The following is a 14,737-nucleotide window of genomic DNA, read 5'->3' as shown; positions in this document are numbered from 1 at the left end:
TTGGGATACGTGGAGGCCAAACCCGACTTATTAAGGAACTATCATGTCCCAAGTCAACATGCGCGATATGCTGAAGGCCGGTGTGCACTTCGGTCACCAGACCCGTTACTGGAACCCGAAAATGGGTAAATACATTTTCGGCGCGCGTAACAAGATCCACATTATCAACCTTGAAAAAACCCTGCCAATGTTCAACGAAGCGCTGACTTTCGTAGAGCGCCTGGCCCAGGGCAAAAACAAGATTCTGTTCGTCGGCACCAAGCGTTCCGCTGGCAAGATCGTTGCTGAAGAAGCAGCACGTTGCGGTTCGCCGTACGTCGATCACCGCTGGTTGGGCGGCATGCTGACCAACTTCAAAACCATCCGTGCTTCCATCAAGCGTCTGCGTGACCTTGAAGTGCAAGCCGAAGACGGTACTTTCGCCAAGCTGACCAAGAAAGAAGCGCTGATGCGCTCCCGTGACCTGGAAAAGCTCGATCGTTCCCTGGGTGGTATCAAGGACATGGGCGGTCTGCCTGACGCACTGTTCGTTATCGACGTTGATCACGAGCGCATCGCGATCACCGAAGCCAACAAGCTGGGCATCCCGGTTATCGGCGTAGTCGATACCAACAGCAGCCCGGAAGGCGTTGACTACATCATCCCAGGCAACGATGACGCAATCCGCGCTATCCAGCTGTACATGGGTTCGATGGCTGACGCTGTAATCCGTGGTCGCAACCACGTTGCTGGTGGTACCGAGCAGTTCGTTGAAGAAGCTCCGGTAGCTGCCGCTGAGTAATTAGCGCCCTGGCGTTGACTCAGTAAGCAAAAAGGGGGCTTGGCCCCCTTTTTGCCACCTCGAAAACCATTTGTCGGCAGCGCAACTGCATCATCTGTAACGTGCAGCGGCCTACAAGGGTAATTCGGGAAGAATTGATCGCCCGTTTGATCGGGTGGAATGGTTGAAAACCTATCCAAGAGGATTTTGAAATGGCAGAGATTACTGCAGCGTTGGTCAAAGAACTGCGTGAGCGTACCGGCGAAGGCATGATGGATTGCAAAAAGGCCTTGACCAAGGCCGGCGGCGACATCGAAAAAGCCATCGACGACATGCGTGCTTCCGGCGCCATCAAGGCTGCCAAGAAAGCCGGCAACGTGGCTGCTGAAGGCGCAATCGCTCTGAAAGAAGACGGTAAATCCGCCGTTCTGCTGGAAGTGAACTCGCAGACCGACTTCCTGGCTCTGCAGGACGACTTCAAGGCATTCGTTGCTGCCAGCGTTGAAAAAGCATTCGCTGACAAGCTGACTACCGTTGAGCCTCTGATCGAAGCTCAAGAAGCTGCTCGCCTGGTACTGGTCGGCAAGGTTGGCGAAAACGTCAACATCCGTCGCCTGACTCGCGTTGAGGGTGATGTGGTTGGTGGTTACCTGCACGGCAACAAAATCGGTGTAGCGGTTGTTCTGAAAGGCGGCGACGTTGAGCTGGCCAAAGACATCGCGATGCACGTTGCTGCCAGCAACCCTGAGTTCCTGCTGCCTTCGGAAGTTTCTGACGAAGCGATCGAGCGTGAAAAAGCTGTGTTCCTGCAGCTGAACGAAGAAAAAATCAAAGGCAAGCCAGAAAACATTGTTGAGAATATGGTCAAGGGCCGTATCAGCAAGTTCCTGGCCGAAGCAAGCCTGGTTGAGCAGGCGTTCGTCAAGAACCCTGAAATCAAGGTTGGCGAACTGGCCAAGAAGGCCGGTGCTGAAATCGTTTCCTTCACCTACTACAAAGTAGGCGAAGGCATCGAGAAGCCGGTCGACAACTTCGCTGAAGAAGTTGCTGCCCAGCTGGCTGCCGCCAAGCAATAAGACAGTTTTCAACTGTCGCCCGAAAGAGGCTGCCCGCTCACGCGCGCAGCCTCTTTTCAAATGGGAAGGCTGATTTTAATTGGCTTCCCCTCGGAACTGGCTTACAAAGCCGTGTTCCGATGGCGCTGTAGCAGCGTCCAGCTAGAGTGAACGCAAGCCGTAAACGGCTCGCCAAGAATTTTTAAAAAATACGCCGCAGGAGAGATTCGCAATGGCTCAGCAGGGCAGTGGTTATCAGGCTCGCTATAAACGCATTCTACTCAAGCTTAGCGGCGAGGCCCTGATGGGCTCGGAAGAGTTCGGGATCGATCCCAAGGTGCTCGACCGCATGGCGCTGGAAGTCGGCCAACTGGTCGGTATCGGCGTACAGGTCGGCCTAGTGATCGGTGGCGGCAACCTGTTCCGCGGCGCGGCACTGAGTGCGGCCGGCATGGATCGGGTCACCGGCGACCACATGGGCATGCTGGCCACTGTGATGAACGCCCTGGCCATGCGCGACGCCCTGGAGCGCGCCAATATCTCGGCTATCGTGATGTCGGCTATTTCCATGGTCGGCGTGACCGATCACTATGACCGCCGCAAAGCCATGCGCCACCTGAACGCCAAGGAAGTGGTGATCTTCGCCGCTGGCACGGGTAACCCGTTCTTCACCACCGACTCGGCAGCGTGCCTGCGTGCTATCGAGATCGATGCCGACGTGGTGCTCAAGGCCACCAAGGTAGACGGTGTGTACACCGCAGACCCATTCAAAGACCCGCATGCCGAGAAGTTCGATCATCTGACCTACGATGAAGTACTGGATCGCAAGCTGGGCGTGATGGACCTGACGGCTATTTGCCTGTGCCGCGACCACAAGATGCCGCTGCGCGTATTTAACATGAACAAGCCCGGCGCCCTGCTGAATATCGTACACGGCGGCGCAGAAGGGACTCTGATCGAGGAAGGCCAACAATGATCAACGAAATCAAGAAAGACGCCCAAGCGCGTATGCAGAAATCCCTGGAGTCTCTGAGCCACGCATTCGGCCAGATTCGTACCGGCAAGGCGCACCCGAGCATCCTGGGCAGCGTGATGGTGCCTTACTACGGTGCCGACACCCCGCTGAGCAGTGTGGCCAACGTCACCGTTAAAGACTCGCGCACCCTGCAGGTCGTGGCTTTCGAGCGCAATATGCTGGCTGCTGTCGACAAGGCTATCCAGAGCGCTGGCTTGAACCTTAACCCGACCAACCTGGGTGAGTTGCTGCTGATCTCCATGCCGGCCCTGACCGAGGAAACCCGCAAGGGCTTCACCAAGCAGGCACGCAGCGCTGCCGAAGATGCTCGTGTTGCTGTGCGCAACATTCGCCGCGATGCCTTGGGTGACCTGAAGAAGCTGGTCAAGGACAAGGAAATCAGCGAAGACGAAGAGCGTCGTGCCACTGCTGACATCGACAAGCTGACCAAGGATGCCGAGGCCCAGATCACCAAGGCCACGGAAGAAAAAGAAAAGGACCTGATGGCCGTATAAGGGGTCAGGACACCTTCATGGAAAAGACCAAGCAGACTGTACCCTCTGTGGTGCCGCGCCATGTCGCGATCATCATGGATGGGAATAATCGCTGGGCGAAGAAACGCTTTATGCCGGGTGTTGCCGGGCATAAAGCGGGTGTCGATGCGGTACGGGCTGTGATCGAGGTGTGTGCCGAGGCCAAGGTCGAAGTGTTGACCTTGTTTGCCTTCTCCAGTGAGAACTGGCAGCGGCCCGCCGAAGAAGTCAGTGCCTTGATGGACCTGTTCTTCAAGGCCCTGCGTCGTGAGGCCAAGCGCCTCAACGACAACAACATCAGCCTGCGCATCATTGGCGATCGCTCACGTTTCCATCCGGAGCTGCAAGCTGCCATGCGCGAAGCCGAGGCTATCACTGCTGGCGCAAACCGCTTTGTGCTGCAGATCGCAGCCAATTACGGTGGTCAGTGGGACATCGCCCAGGCCGCACAACGCTTGGCGCGTGAAGTGCAGGCCGGTCATCTGCGGCCCGACGACATCACGCCCGAACTGCTTCAAACCTGCCTGGTCACCGGCGACCTGCCGTTGCCGGACCTGTGCATCCGTACCGGTGGCGAGCACCGCATCAGCAATTTCCTGTTGTGGCAGTTGGCCTACACCGAGCTGTACTTCTCCGACCTGTTCTGGCCGGACTTCAAACACGATGCCATGCGCAATGCGCTGGCCGATTTCGCTTCCCGTCAGCGTCGCTTCGGTAAAACGAGCGAGCAGATCGAAGCTGGAGCCCGGGTTTAAATGCTTAAACAACGAATCATCACAGCACTGATCCTGTTGCCGATCGCCTTGTGTGGGTTTTTCCTGCTCGACGGTTCCGGCTTTGCGCTGTTTATCGGCCTGGTCGTCACCCTCGGTGCCTGGGAATGGGCGCGCCTGGCGGGTTTCAGTGCCCAGTTGCCACGCGTGGTGTATGCCGCGGTCGTGGCTGCCCTGGCGTTTCTCCTGTACATCCTGCCGGACATTGCGCCGTGGGTGTTGGGGGCGGCGGTGCTGTGGTGGGCGCTGGCAACGTTCCTGGTGTTGACCTATCCGCGCACCAGCAGCCAATGGTCCAGTGTTGCCTGCAAGCTGGTGATTGGTTTGCTGATCCTGCTGCCGGCATGGCAAGGGCTGGTGGATATCAAGCGTTATCCACTGGGTAACTGGCTGATCCTGGCGGTCATGGTGCTGGTCTGGGGGGCTGATATCGGCGCCTACTTTTCCGGTCGGGCCTTCGGCAAGCGCAAGCTGGCGCCGGCGGTCAGTCCGGGCAAGAGCTGGGAAGGGGTCTATGGCGGGCTGGCGTTGACGCTGGTGATCGCGCTGGTCGTCGGTATCGTGCGTGGCTGGGCGGCGAAGGAGATTTTCCTGGCGCTGTTGGCCACGGCCATCGTCGTGTTCATTTCGGTGGTGGGTGACCTCACTGAAAGCATGTTCAAGCGCCAGGCCGGGATCAAGGACAGCAGTAACCTGCTGCCGGGTCATGGCGGTGTGCTGGACCGCATCGACAGCTTGACCGCAGCCATCCCGATCTTTGCTGTCCTGCTGTGGATGACTGCTTCGTGAGCCGCCTGCAACAAGTGACCGTGCTGGGGGCAACCGGCTCGGTGGGGCTGAGCACCCTGGACGTGATTGCGCGTCACCCTGATCGCTACCAGGTCTTCGCACTCACCGGGTTTACCCGCCTGAGCGAACTGCTGGCCTTGTGCGTGCGTCATGCGCCGCGTTTCGCGGTGGTGCCAGAAGCCGCTGCGGCACGGGGGCTGCAGGATGATCTGCGGGCTGCCGGGCTCGCGACTCAAGTATTGGTAGGCGAGGAGGGGTTGTGCCAGGTTTCGGCCGATGCCGAGGTAGACACTGTGGTCGCGGCTATCGTAGGCGCTGCGGGTCTGCGTCCCACCCTGGCGGCCGTTGACGCTGGCAAGAAGATCCTGCTGGCCAATAAAGAAGCGCTGGTCATGTCCGGCGCACTCTTCATGCAGGCGGTGCGCAAAAGCGGCGCCGTGCTGTTGCCCCTCGACAGTGAACACAACGCGATCTTCCAGTGCATGCCCGGCGACTACGCGCGCGGCTTGAGCCAGGTGGGTGTGCGTCGAATCCTGCTGACCGCCTCGGGTGGTCCGTTCCGGCAAACACCACTGGATGAGCTGGAGCACGTATCGCCCGACCAGGCGTGCGCTCACCCGAACTGGTCCATGGGGCGCAAGATCTCCGTGGATTCGGCCAGTATGATGAACAAGGGCCTTGAGTTGATCGAGGCCTGCTGGCTGTTCGATGCACGCCCGGATCAGGTCGAGGTGGTGATTCACCCGCAAAGTGTGATTCATTCCCTGGTCGACTACGTGGATGGTTCGGTCCTGGCGCAGTTGGGCAACCCCGATATGCGCACGCCGATTGCCAATGCGCTGGCCTGGCCGGAGCGGATTGATTCCGGCGTGGCGCCCCTGGACCTGTTCGCCGTGGCTCGCCTGGATTTCGAGGCGCCGGACGAGCAGCGCTTTCCTTGCCTGCGCCTGGCGCGGCAAGCGGCCGAGGCGGGTAACAGCGCGCCGGCGATGCTGAATGCGGCCAACGAAGTGGCCGTGGCGGCGTTTCTCGAACGGCGCATCCGCTTTCCGCAGATCGCGAGTATCATCGAGGACGTCCTGGCGCTCGAACCGGTCGTGGCGGTGAACGACCTGGGGGCGGTATTCGAGGCCGATGCCAAGGCTCGGGCCCTGGCGGAACAATGGTTGAACCGCAACGCGCGTTAGTCTGCAGGCGGCTTTGAGCCTTCAGGCACTGGATTGGAATGCGGAGAAATTAGATGAGTGCGCTTTACATGATTGTCGGCACCCTGGTTGCTCTGGGTGTGCTGGTTACCTTCCACGAATTTGGCCACTTCTGGGTGGCGCGTCGTTGCGGCGTCAAGGTATTGCGCTTCTCCGTCGGTTTCGGCATGCCGCTGGTGCGCTGGCACGACCGCCATGGCACCGAGTTCGTGATTGCGGCCATCCCGTTGGGCGGCTACGTCAAGATGCTCGATGAGCGTGAAGGCGAAGTTCCGGCGGATCAGTTGGACCAGTCCTTCAACCGCAAGACCGTTCGTCAGCGTATCGCCATTGTCGCTGCCGGCCCGATTGCCAATTTCCTGTTGGCGATGGTGTTCTTCTGGGTCCTGGCCATGTTGGGCAGCCAGCAGGTCCGTCCGGTGATCGGCGCGGTCGAGTCAGACAGTATTGCCGCCAAGGCCGGGCTGGTTGCCGGGCAAGAAATTGTTTCCATTGATGGCGAACCCACCACCGGTTGGGGCGCGGTCAATTTGCAGTTGGTGCGTCGCCTGGGTGAAAGCGGCATCGTCAATGTCGTGGTGCGCGAGCAGGATTCCACCACCGAGACCCCGCGTGAACTGGCCCTCGACCATTGGCTCAAGGGCGCTGACGAGCCTGACCCGATCAAGTCCCTGGGCATACGTCCATGGCGTCCGGCCCTGCCACCGGTGCTTGCCGAGCTGGATCCGAAAGGTCCGGCCCAGGCCGCCGGCCTCAAGACCGGCGATCGCCTGTTGGCCCTCGATGGCCAGCCATTGGGTGACTGGCAGCAGGTGGTCGATCTGGTTCGTGTACGGCCTGATACCAAAATTGTGCTGAAAGTTGAGCGCGACGGTGCTCAAATCGACGTCCCTGTGGCCTTGTCGGTTCGTGGGGAAGCCAAGGCGGCCGGGGGTTACCTGGGTGCCGGGGTCAAAGGTGTCGACTGGCCGCCATCGATGGTGCGTGAGGTGAGCTACGGGCCGTTGGCGGCGATTGGCGAGGGTGCGAAACGCACTTGGACCATGAGCGTGCTGACCCTCGAATCCCTCAAGAAAATGTTGTTCGGCGAGCTCTCGGTAAAAAACTTGAGTGGACCGATAACCATTGCTAAAGTGGCGGGCGCTTCTGCCCAGTCGGGTGTCGCGGATTTCCTGAATTTCCTGGCTTATCTGAGTATTAGCCTGGGCGTTCTGAATTTGCTGCCCATTCCAGTATTGGATGGGGGGCATCTGTTGTTTTATCTGGTCGAGTGGGCGCGTGGTCGTCCCTTGTCGGATCGGGTGCAGGGTTGGGGGATACAGATCGGTATCAGTTTGGTGGTCGGGGTGATGTTATTAGCCTTGGTCAACGATCTGGGTCGACTGTAACGCTTCGCTGAATTGCGAATCTGCCGCATTTTGCGGCAGTTTGTTTATTGCCAGTTGGAATAAGAAAGGACTTCATGAAACGTCTGCTGCTAACTGCGGTTCTCACCGTATTGATGATCGCCGAAGTTCACGCCGAGTCCTTCACCATCTCCGATATTCGCGTCAACGGCCTCCAGCGGGTTTCCGCAGGTAGCGTCTTTGGTGCTTTGCCGTTGAACGTTGGGGAACAGGCTGATGACCGTCGCCTGGTGGAATCCACTCGTGCGCTGTTCAAAACCGGTTTCTTTCAAGACATCCAACTGGGTCGCGAAGGTAACGTCCTGGTCATCACCGTGGTCGAGCGACCTTCCGTCGCCAGTATCGAGATCGAAGGCAACAAGGCGATCTCTACTGAAGACCTGATGAAAGGTCTGAAACAATCCGGCCTGGCCGAAGGCGAGATCTTCCAGCGCGCCACCCTCGAAGGTGTGCGTAACGAGCTGCAACGCCAGTACGTTGCCCAGGGTCGTTATTCTGCGACCGTGGAAACGGAAGTGGTCCCGCAGCCGCGTAACCGTGTCGGCCTCAAGGTCAACATCAACGAAGGCACCGTGGCGGCGATTCAGCACATCAACGTGGTGGGCAATACCAAGTTCGCTGATGACGACCTGATCGACCTGTTCGAACTCAAGACCACCAACTGGCTGTCGTTCTTCAAGAACGATGACAAGTACGCCCGTGAAAAACTCTCCGGTGACCTGGAACGCCTGCGTTCCTACTACCTGGACCGTGGCTATATCAATATGGATATCGCTTCGACCCAGGTGTCCATCACCCCGGACAAGAAGCACGTCTACATCACCGTCAACGTCAACGAAGGCGAGAAATACAAGGTTCGTGACGTAAAACTGAGCGGCGACCTTAAAGTGCCTGAAGACCAGGTCAAGGCGCTGTTGCTGGTGCAGAAAGACCAGGTGTTCTCGCGCAAGCTGATGACCACCACTTCCGAACTGATCACCCGCCGCCTGGGTAACGAAGGCTATACCTTCGCCAACGTCAATGGCGTACCGACGCCGCACGATGATGACCACACCGTGGACATCACCTTTGTCGTCGACCCGGGCAAGCGTGCCTACGTGAACCGTATCAACTTCCGCGGCAACACCAAGTCTGCGGACGAAGTACTGCGTCGTGAAATGCGTCAGATGGAAGGTGGCTGGGCGTCGACCTACCTGATCGACCAGTCCAAGACCCGTCTCGAGCGCCTGGGCTTCTTCAAGGAAGTCAACGTCGAAACCCCGGCTGTACCGGGTGTGGATGACCAGGTCGACGTGAACTACGCCGTTGAAGAACAAGCATCGGGTTCCATCACCGCCAGTGTCGGCTTCGCACAGAGCGCCGGTCTGATCCTCGGTGGTTCGATCACCCAGAACAACTTCCTGGGTACCGGTAACCGTGTGTCCATCGGTCTGACGCGAAGCGAATACCAGAGCCGATACAACTTCGGTTACACCGACCCCTACTGGACTGCTGACGGTGTGAGCCTGGGCTACAACGCCTTCTACCGCACCACCGACTACAAAGACCTCGACGTTGACGTTGCAAGCTATGCAATCGACAGCCTCGGTGCCGGTGTCAACGTTGGTTACCCGATCAGCGAGACCTCGCGCCTGACCTTCGGCCTGACTGCGCAACAGGATGAGATCAAGACCGGTGTATACACCGTGGACGAAATCTTTGACTTCACCCGTCGTGAAGGCGACAAGTTCCTGAACTTCAAGGCGTCTGCCGGCTGGTCCGAGTCGACCCTGAACAAAGGTGTACTGGCTACCCGTGGTCATTCCCAGAGCTTGACCCTGGAAACCACCACGCCGGGCAGTGACCTGTCGTTCTTCAAGCTCGACTACCGTGGCCAGCTGTTCACGCCGTTGAGCGACAATTACACCATGCGCCTGCACACCGAGTTGGGCTATGGCGATGGTTATGGTTCCACCAATGGTCTACCGTTCTACGAGAACTACTACGCGGGTGGCTTCAACTCCGTACGTGGCTTCAAGGACAGCACCTTGGGCCCACGTGGTACACCAAGCCGTGGTGTGGGTGTAACCGGTAACCAGGGTACTGTGGCTGACTCTGACAATGACCCGCTGCCGTTCGGTGGTAACGTGTTGATCCAGGGTGGTGCGGAGATCCTCTTCCCGCTGCCGTTCGTGAAAGATCAGCGTTCCCTGCGTACGTCGGTATTCTGGGACGTGGGTAACGTGTTCGACTCCAAGTGCGAGCAGATCCGTAACCCGAGCGGCGTGAAGTCCGACACACAGTGCAACGACGTGAGCCTCAGTAACCTGGCAAGCTCCGTGGGTGTGGGTGTGACCTGGGTGACTGCGCTTGGCCCATTGAGCTTTGCTCTGGCCATGCCGATCAAGAAACCGGATAACGCTGAAACCCAGATTTTCCAATTCTCCCTCGGCCAGACGTTCTAAGCGTCTGACCCAAGATAACGACAACGGATTCTGTAGGAGTACATCGTGCGTAAGTTGACTCAATTGGTTCTGCTGGCAACCGTGCTGGTAGCGACCCCGGCCTTCGCCGAAATGAAAATCGCCGTGCTGAACTATCAGATGGCCCTGCTGGAATCCGATGCGGCCAAGAAGTACGCCGTGGACGCCGAGAAGAAGTTCGGTCCGCAACTGACCAAGCTCAAGACCCTGGAAAGCAGCGCAAAGGGCATCCAGGACCGCCTGGTTGCCGGTGGCGACAAGATGCAGCAAGGCGAGCGCGAGCGTCTGGAGCTTGAATTCAAGCAAAAGGCCCGTGACTACCAGTTCCAGTCCAAGGAGCTGAACGAAGCCAAGGCTGTTGCTGACCGTGAAATGCTGAAACAGCTGAAGCCGAAACTCGACAGCGCTGTGGAAGAAGTCATCAAGAAAGGTGCCTTTGACCTGGTGTTTGAGCGTGGTGCTGTAATCGACGTCAAGCCTCAATACGACATCACCCGCCAGGTGATCGAGCGCATGAACCAGCTGAAGTAAGCCATGACCGCGACTATCAGGCTCGGCGAGTTGGCCGAGTTCCTGGGGGCCACCTTGCGTGGCTCCCCGGAGAAAGAAATTACTGGGCTAGCCACCTTGCAGGAGGCTGGCCCAGCTCAGTTGAGCTTCCTCGCAAACCCCCAATACCGTAAATACCTGGTCGACAGCCAAGCCGCAGCCGTGTTGCTGAAAGCTGCTGACGCCGAAGGGTTTGCCGGGGATGCGCTGGTGGTGCCTGACCCCTACCTGGCTTATGCGCGGGTGTCGCACCTGTTCGATCCCAAGCCCAAGGCCGCCAGCGGTATTCATCCGTCTGCGGTGATCGCCGATGATGCCCAGGTTGACCCTGCGGCCAGCGTCGGCGCCTTTGCGGTGATCGAGAGCGGCGCACGCATTGGGGCGGGTGTCACCGTGGGTGCCCATTGCTTTATCGGCGCGCGCTGTGAGATTGGCGCAGACGGTTGGCTGGCACCGCGCGTGACCCTGTACCACGATGTGCGTATCGGTGAGCGCGTCGTCATCCAGTCGGGTGCCGTGATCGGCGGTGAAGGTTTTGGCTTTGCCAATGCCAAGGGCATCTGGAACAAGATTGCCCAGGTCGGCGGCGTACTGATCGGCGACGACGTGGAAATTGGCGTGAACACTGCTGTCGATCGCGGGGCCCTGGCCGATACCGTGATCGGTAACGGTGTGAAGCTCGACAACCAGATCCAGATCGCCCACAACGTACAGATTGGCGATCACACCGCCATGGCGGCGTGCGTGGGTATCTCCGGCAGCACCAAGATCGGCAAGCACTGCATGCTCGCCGGTGGCGTTGGGCTGGTGGGGCATATCGAAATTTGCGACAACGTTTTCATCACCGGCATGACCATGGTCACCCACTCGATTACCGAGCCCGGGGCCTATTCGTCCGGTACCGCCATGCAGCCTGCGGCTGAATGGCGCAAGAGTGCAGCACGGTTGAGGCAGCTCGACGACATGGCTCGACGCCTCAAACAGCTGGAAAAGCGTGTTGGGGACGTGACCCCTGGCGGTAATGCTTCATCAGAAGGCTGATACCATTTCCATATCAAGTGTGCACAGCCGCTAGACTGCCTCCTTGATTTGCTAGCGGGGCGTGCTTTTAGTTCGCCCGCCCCCAATCTTTATTACAGGCTTCCCCCCGAAATGATGGACATCAACGAGATTCGCGAATACCTGCCTCACCGTTACCCGTTCCTGTTGGTGGACCGTGTAGTGGACCTCAACGTCGAGGAAAAGCGCATTCGTGCCTATAAGAATGTCAGCATCAACGAACCATTCTTCAACGGTCACTTTCCCGCGCATCCAATCATGCCGGGCGTGTTGATCATCGAAGCGATGGCCCAGGCTGCCGGTATCCTTGGTTTCAAAATGCTCGACCTCAAGCCTGCCGACGGCACGCTTTACTATTTCGTGGGCTCCGACAAGTTGCGTTTCCGCAACCCGGTGACCCCGGGTGACCAGTTGATCCTGGAAGCCAAGTTCATCAGCTGCAAGCGCCAGATCTGGAAGTTCGAATGCCAGGCCTCGGTGGACGGCAAGCCGGTGTGCTCCGCCGAGATCATCTGTGCGGAACGCAAACTATGAGTTTGATTGACCCTCGCGCAATCATCGATCCGTCGGCCGTTCTGGCCGCCGACGTTGAGGTCGGCCCCTGGTCGATCATCGGCGCAGGTGTGGAAATCGGCGAGGGGACTGTCATCGGGCCGCACGTGATCCTCAAGGGTCCGACCCGCATTGGCAAACACAATCGCATCTACCAGTTCTCCTCGGTAGGCGAAGACACCCCGGACATGAAGTACAAGGGTGAAGAGACACGCCTGGTAATCGGTGATCACAACATCATCCGTGAAGGCGTGACCATTCACCGTGGCACTGTGCAGGACCGGGCCGAGACCACGCTGGGTGATCACAACCTGGTCATGGCCTATGCCCATATCGGTCACGACAGCGTCATTGGCAACCACTGCATCCTGGTCAACAACACCGCGTTGGCGGGCCATGTGCACGTTGACGATTGGGCGATCCTGTCCGGGTTCACCCTGGTGCATCAGTACTGCCATATCGGCGCCCACAGCTTTTCCGGCATGGGCACTGCCATCGGCAAGGATGTTCCGGCGTTCGTTACGGTATTCGGCAACCCGGCCGAAGCCCGCAGCATGAACTTCGAAGGCATGCGCCGTCGCGGGTTCAGCGAAGACGCGATCCACGCCCTGCGCCGTGCCTACAAGGTGGTTTATCGTCAAGGGCTCACGGTCGACCAGGCGTTGACTCAACTGGCCGAGCCGGCAGCGCTGTTCCCGGAAGTCGCGGTGTTCCGCGACTCGATCCAGGCGTCGACTCGCGGCATCACCCGCTAATCATGGCTAATCTGCGTATCGCGCTGGTGGCCGGGGAAGCTTCCGGCGACATTCTGGGCGCAGGCCTTATGCGGGCCCTCAAGGCCCAGCACCCGGCGGTGGAATTCATCGGTGTCGGCGGCCCGCTGATGCAGGCTGAAGGGCTCACCTCCTACTTCCCCATGGAGCGTCTGTCGGTCATGGGGCTGGTCGAGGTGCTGGGTCGCCTGCGCGAGTTGTTGGCCCGTCGCAAGCTGCTGATCCAGACCTTGATCGAAGAAAAGCCCGATGTGTTCATAGGCATCGACGCGCCGGACTTCACCCTCAATATCGAACTCAAACTGCGCCAGGCCGGCATCAAGACCGTGCACTACGTCAGCCCGTCCGTCTGGGCGTGGCGGCAGAAGCGCGTGCTCAAGATCCGCGAGGGCTGCGACCTGATGCTGACCTTGCTGCCGTTCGAGGCGAGGTTCTACGAAGAAAAGGGCGTGCCGGTGCGGTTTGTCGGGCATACCCTGGCCGACGCGATTCCCCTGCAGGCTGATCGCGCGGCCGCGCGTGCCGAGCTGGGCTTGCCCGACGGCCCGCTGGTCGCGCTGATGCCTGGCAGCCGTGGTGGCGAAGTGGGGCGACTGGCCTCGGTGTTTTTCGATGCTGCCGAACGTCTGCTGGCCTTGAAGCCGGGCATACGTTTCGTGCTGCCTTGCGCCAGCCCGCAACGTCGTGCGCAGATCGAAACACTGCTGGAAGGTCGCAACCTGCCGTTGACCTTGCTCGATGGCCAGTCACACCTGGCCCTGGCCGCCTGTGATGCGGTGCTGATCGCCTCGGGTACGGCCACCCTGGAAGCCTTGCTGTATAAGCGCCCGATGGTGGTGGCCTACCGCCTGGCGCCGCTGACCTTCTGGATCCTCAAGCGCATGGTCAAAAGCCCTTACATCTCCCTGCCCAACCTGCTGGCCCAGCGCCTATTGGTGCCGGAGTTGTTGCAGGACGATGCAACGCCCGAGGCCCTGGCGCAAACTCTACTACCCTTGATCGACGGCGGCGAAGAACAGACCCGCGGCTTCGACGACATCCACCGCACCCTGCGTCGTGATGCGTCGAACCAGGCAGCCGACGCCGTATTGACCCTGATCGGCAAGCAACAGGAAGCCTTATGACGACGCAGATGGGCCTGGATTTCAGCCTGGTTGCCGAAGCCCACGAACTGGTGGCCGGTGTTGACGAAGTCGGGCGCGGGCCTTTGTGCGGCGCCGTGGTCACGGCGGCAGTGATCCTCGATCCAAACCGTCCGATCCTCGGCCTCAACGACTCGAAGAAACTCACCGAAGCGCGCCGCGAAAAGCTCTACGACGAGATCTGTGAGAAAGCCCTGAGCTGGCATATCGCCCGGGCTGAAGTTGAAGAAATCGACCAGCTGAATATTTTGCACGCCACCATGCTGGCCATGCAGCGTGCAGTCGAGGGGCTGCACATCACCCCGAAAATGGCGATGATCGACGGTAACCGCTGCCCCAAGCTGGCCATGCCTTCCGAGGCGGTGGTCAAGGGTGATAGCAAGGTGCCTGCCATCGCCGCCGCGTCAATCCTGGCCAAAGTCAGTCGTGACCGGGAAATGGCCGCGTTCGAATTGATCTACCCCGGCTACGGCATCGGCGGTCATAAAGGCTACCCGACGCCCGTTCATCTGGAAGCCCTGGCTCGCCTTGGCCCGACGCCGATTCACCGCCGCTCGTTCGCCCCAGTGCGCCAGGCTTACGAGCTGCGCGAGAGCTTCAGCGAGGTTTAGTCGCAAGGCTGATGTTTTTGCCAAGGCCCGGTACAATCCGGGCCTTGTTGTCT

At 59.3% G+C, this 14,737-nt stretch carries 15 protein-coding genes; all 15 read left to right on the top strand.

The features are described from left to right. The first annotated feature begins 43 nt into the window (after positions 1-43). The 15 genes from rpsB (at position 44) to rnhB (ending at position 14,684) form a co-directional block, all read left to right on the top strand. Positions 44-781, top strand: coding sequence for a 30S ribosomal protein S2 (gene rpsB / locus KHP07_RS02080; protein ID WP_003189158.1), 738 nt, complete (start codon positions 44-46; stop codon positions 779-781). A 191-nt stretch (positions 782-972) separates the two neighbouring features. Beyond that, positions 973-1,836, top strand: coding sequence for a translation elongation factor Ts (gene tsf / locus KHP07_RS02075; RefSeq protein ID WP_078047204.1), 864 nt, complete (start codon positions 973-975; stop codon positions 1,834-1,836). A 211-nt stretch (positions 1,837-2,047) separates the two neighbouring features. Further along, positions 2,048-2,791: a UMP kinase gene (pyrH, locus tag KHP07_RS02070; protein WP_003172271.1), complete on the top strand. Its 744-nt coding sequence runs from the start codon at positions 2,048-2,050 to the stop codon at positions 2,789-2,791. Beyond that, positions 2,788-3,345, top strand: a complete 558-nt coding sequence (gene frr, locus KHP07_RS02065) for a ribosome recycling factor (RefSeq protein WP_025855128.1) — start codon at positions 2,788-2,790, stop codon at positions 3,343-3,345. The genes pyrH and frr overlap by 4 nt, the downstream gene beginning before the upstream one ends. 17 nt (positions 3,346-3,362) lie before the next feature. Then, the gene (gene uppS, locus KHP07_RS02060; RefSeq protein WP_016974405.1) at positions 3,363-4,118 is read left to right on the top strand and encodes a polyprenyl diphosphate synthase; all 756 of its coding nucleotides are present in this window, start codon (positions 3,363-3,365) and stop codon (positions 4,116-4,118) included. Then, the gene (locus KHP07_RS02055) at positions 4,119-4,925 is read left to right on the top strand and encodes a phosphatidate cytidylyltransferase (RefSeq protein WP_214496515.1); all 807 of its coding nucleotides are present in this window, start codon (positions 4,119-4,121) and stop codon (positions 4,923-4,925) included. Then, positions 4,922-6,112, top strand: coding sequence for a 1-deoxy-D-xylulose-5-phosphate reductoisomerase (ispC, locus tag KHP07_RS02050; protein WP_078047206.1), 1,191 nt, complete (start codon positions 4,922-4,924; stop codon positions 6,110-6,112). The genes KHP07_RS02055 and ispC overlap by 4 nt, the downstream gene beginning before the upstream one ends. Before the next feature lie 53 nt (positions 6,113-6,165). After that, on the top strand, positions 6,166-7,518 hold the full coding sequence (rseP, locus tag KHP07_RS02045) for a sigma E protease regulator RseP (protein ID WP_214496514.1): 1,353 nt from the start codon (positions 6,166-6,168) through the stop codon (positions 7,516-7,518). Between the two features lie 74 nt (positions 7,519-7,592). Further along, a complete protein-coding gene (gene bamA / locus KHP07_RS02040) occupies positions 7,593-9,980 on the top strand; it encodes an outer membrane protein assembly factor BamA (RefSeq protein WP_078047208.1) in 2,388 nt (795 codons plus the stop codon). A 45-nt stretch (positions 9,981-10,025) separates the two neighbouring features. After that, positions 10,026-10,529, top strand: a complete 504-nt coding sequence (locus tag KHP07_RS02035) for an OmpH/Skp family outer membrane protein (protein WP_003219314.1) — start codon at positions 10,026-10,028, stop codon at positions 10,527-10,529. A gap of 3 nt (positions 10,530-10,532) precedes the next feature. Next, a complete protein-coding gene (lpxD, locus tag KHP07_RS02030) occupies positions 10,533-11,588 on the top strand; it encodes a UDP-3-O-(3-hydroxymyristoyl)glucosamine N-acyltransferase (protein WP_078047209.1) in 1,056 nt (351 codons plus the stop codon). Positions 11,589-11,699: 111 nt separating this feature from the next. Continuing rightward, positions 11,700-12,140 (top strand): 3-hydroxyacyl-ACP dehydratase FabZ, encoded by a 441-nt coding sequence (gene fabZ, locus KHP07_RS02025; RefSeq protein WP_003172281.1) that lies wholly within the window; start codon positions 11,700-11,702, stop codon positions 12,138-12,140. Continuing rightward, on the top strand, positions 12,137-12,913 hold the full coding sequence (lpxA, locus tag KHP07_RS02020) for an acyl-ACP--UDP-N-acetylglucosamine O-acyltransferase (RefSeq protein WP_016976867.1): 777 nt from the start codon (positions 12,137-12,139) through the stop codon (positions 12,911-12,913). Before fabZ ends, lpxA begins: the two co-directional genes overlap by 4 nt. A 2-nt stretch (positions 12,914-12,915) precedes the next feature. After that, positions 12,916-14,055, top strand: a complete 1,140-nt coding sequence (lpxB, locus tag KHP07_RS02015; protein ID WP_099493739.1) for a lipid-A-disaccharide synthase — start codon at positions 12,916-12,918, stop codon at positions 14,053-14,055. Further along, positions 14,052-14,684 (top strand): ribonuclease HII, encoded by a 633-nt coding sequence (gene rnhB, locus KHP07_RS02010; RefSeq protein WP_078047211.1) that lies wholly within the window; start codon positions 14,052-14,054, stop codon positions 14,682-14,684. Before lpxB ends, rnhB begins: the two co-directional genes overlap by 4 nt. Positions 14,685-14,737 lie beyond the last annotated feature (53 nt).

This window comes from Pseudomonas sp. VS40 (assembly GCF_018587885.1).
In the GTDB taxonomy this organism is placed as follows: Bacteria; Pseudomonadota; Gammaproteobacteria; order Pseudomonadales; family Pseudomonadaceae; genus Aquipseudomonas; species Aquipseudomonas pergaminensis.
The sequence above is the reverse complement of the archived record's forward strand: the minus strand, read 5'-3'. Positions and strand labels throughout refer to the sequence as shown.

Excerpts from the sequence above, each read along its gene's own strand:
- lpxB (WP_099493739.1), top strand. The coding sequence starts at position 12,916 with ATGGCTAATCTGCGTATCGCGCTGGTGGCCGGGGAAGCTTCCGGCGAC.
- uppS (WP_016974405.1), top strand. The coding sequence starts at position 3,363 with ATGGAAAAGACCAAGCAGACTGTACCCTCTGTGGTGCCGCGCCATGTC.
- tsf (WP_078047204.1), top strand. The coding sequence starts at position 973 with ATGGCAGAGATTACTGCAGCGTTGGTCAAAGAACTGCGTGAGCGTACC.
- lpxD (WP_078047209.1), top strand. The coding sequence starts at position 10,533 with ATGACCGCGACTATCAGGCTCGGCGAGTTGGCCGAGTTCCTGGGGGCC.
- lpxA (WP_016976867.1), top strand. The coding sequence starts at position 12,137 with ATGAGTTTGATTGACCCTCGCGCAATCATCGATCCGTCGGCCGTTCTG.
- KHP07_RS02055 (WP_214496515.1), top strand. The coding sequence starts at position 4,119 with ATGCTTAAACAACGAATCATCACAGCACTGATCCTGTTGCCGATCGCC.
- rseP (WP_214496514.1), top strand. The coding sequence starts at position 6,166 with ATGAGTGCGCTTTACATGATTGTCGGCACCCTGGTTGCTCTGGGTGTG.
- rpsB (WP_003189158.1), top strand. The coding sequence starts at position 44 with ATGTCCCAAGTCAACATGCGCGATATGCTGAAGGCCGGTGTGCACTTC.
- frr (WP_025855128.1), top strand. The coding sequence starts at position 2,788 with ATGATCAACGAAATCAAGAAAGACGCCCAAGCGCGTATGCAGAAATCC.
- pyrH (WP_003172271.1), top strand. The coding sequence starts at position 2,048 with ATGGCTCAGCAGGGCAGTGGTTATCAGGCTCGCTATAAACGCATTCTA.
- fabZ (WP_003172281.1), top strand. The coding sequence starts at position 11,700 with ATGATGGACATCAACGAGATTCGCGAATACCTGCCTCACCGTTACCCG.
- bamA (WP_078047208.1), top strand. The coding sequence starts at position 7,593 with ATGAAACGTCTGCTGCTAACTGCGGTTCTCACCGTATTGATGATCGCC.
- rnhB (WP_078047211.1), top strand. The coding sequence starts at position 14,052 with ATGACGACGCAGATGGGCCTGGATTTCAGCCTGGTTGCCGAAGCCCAC.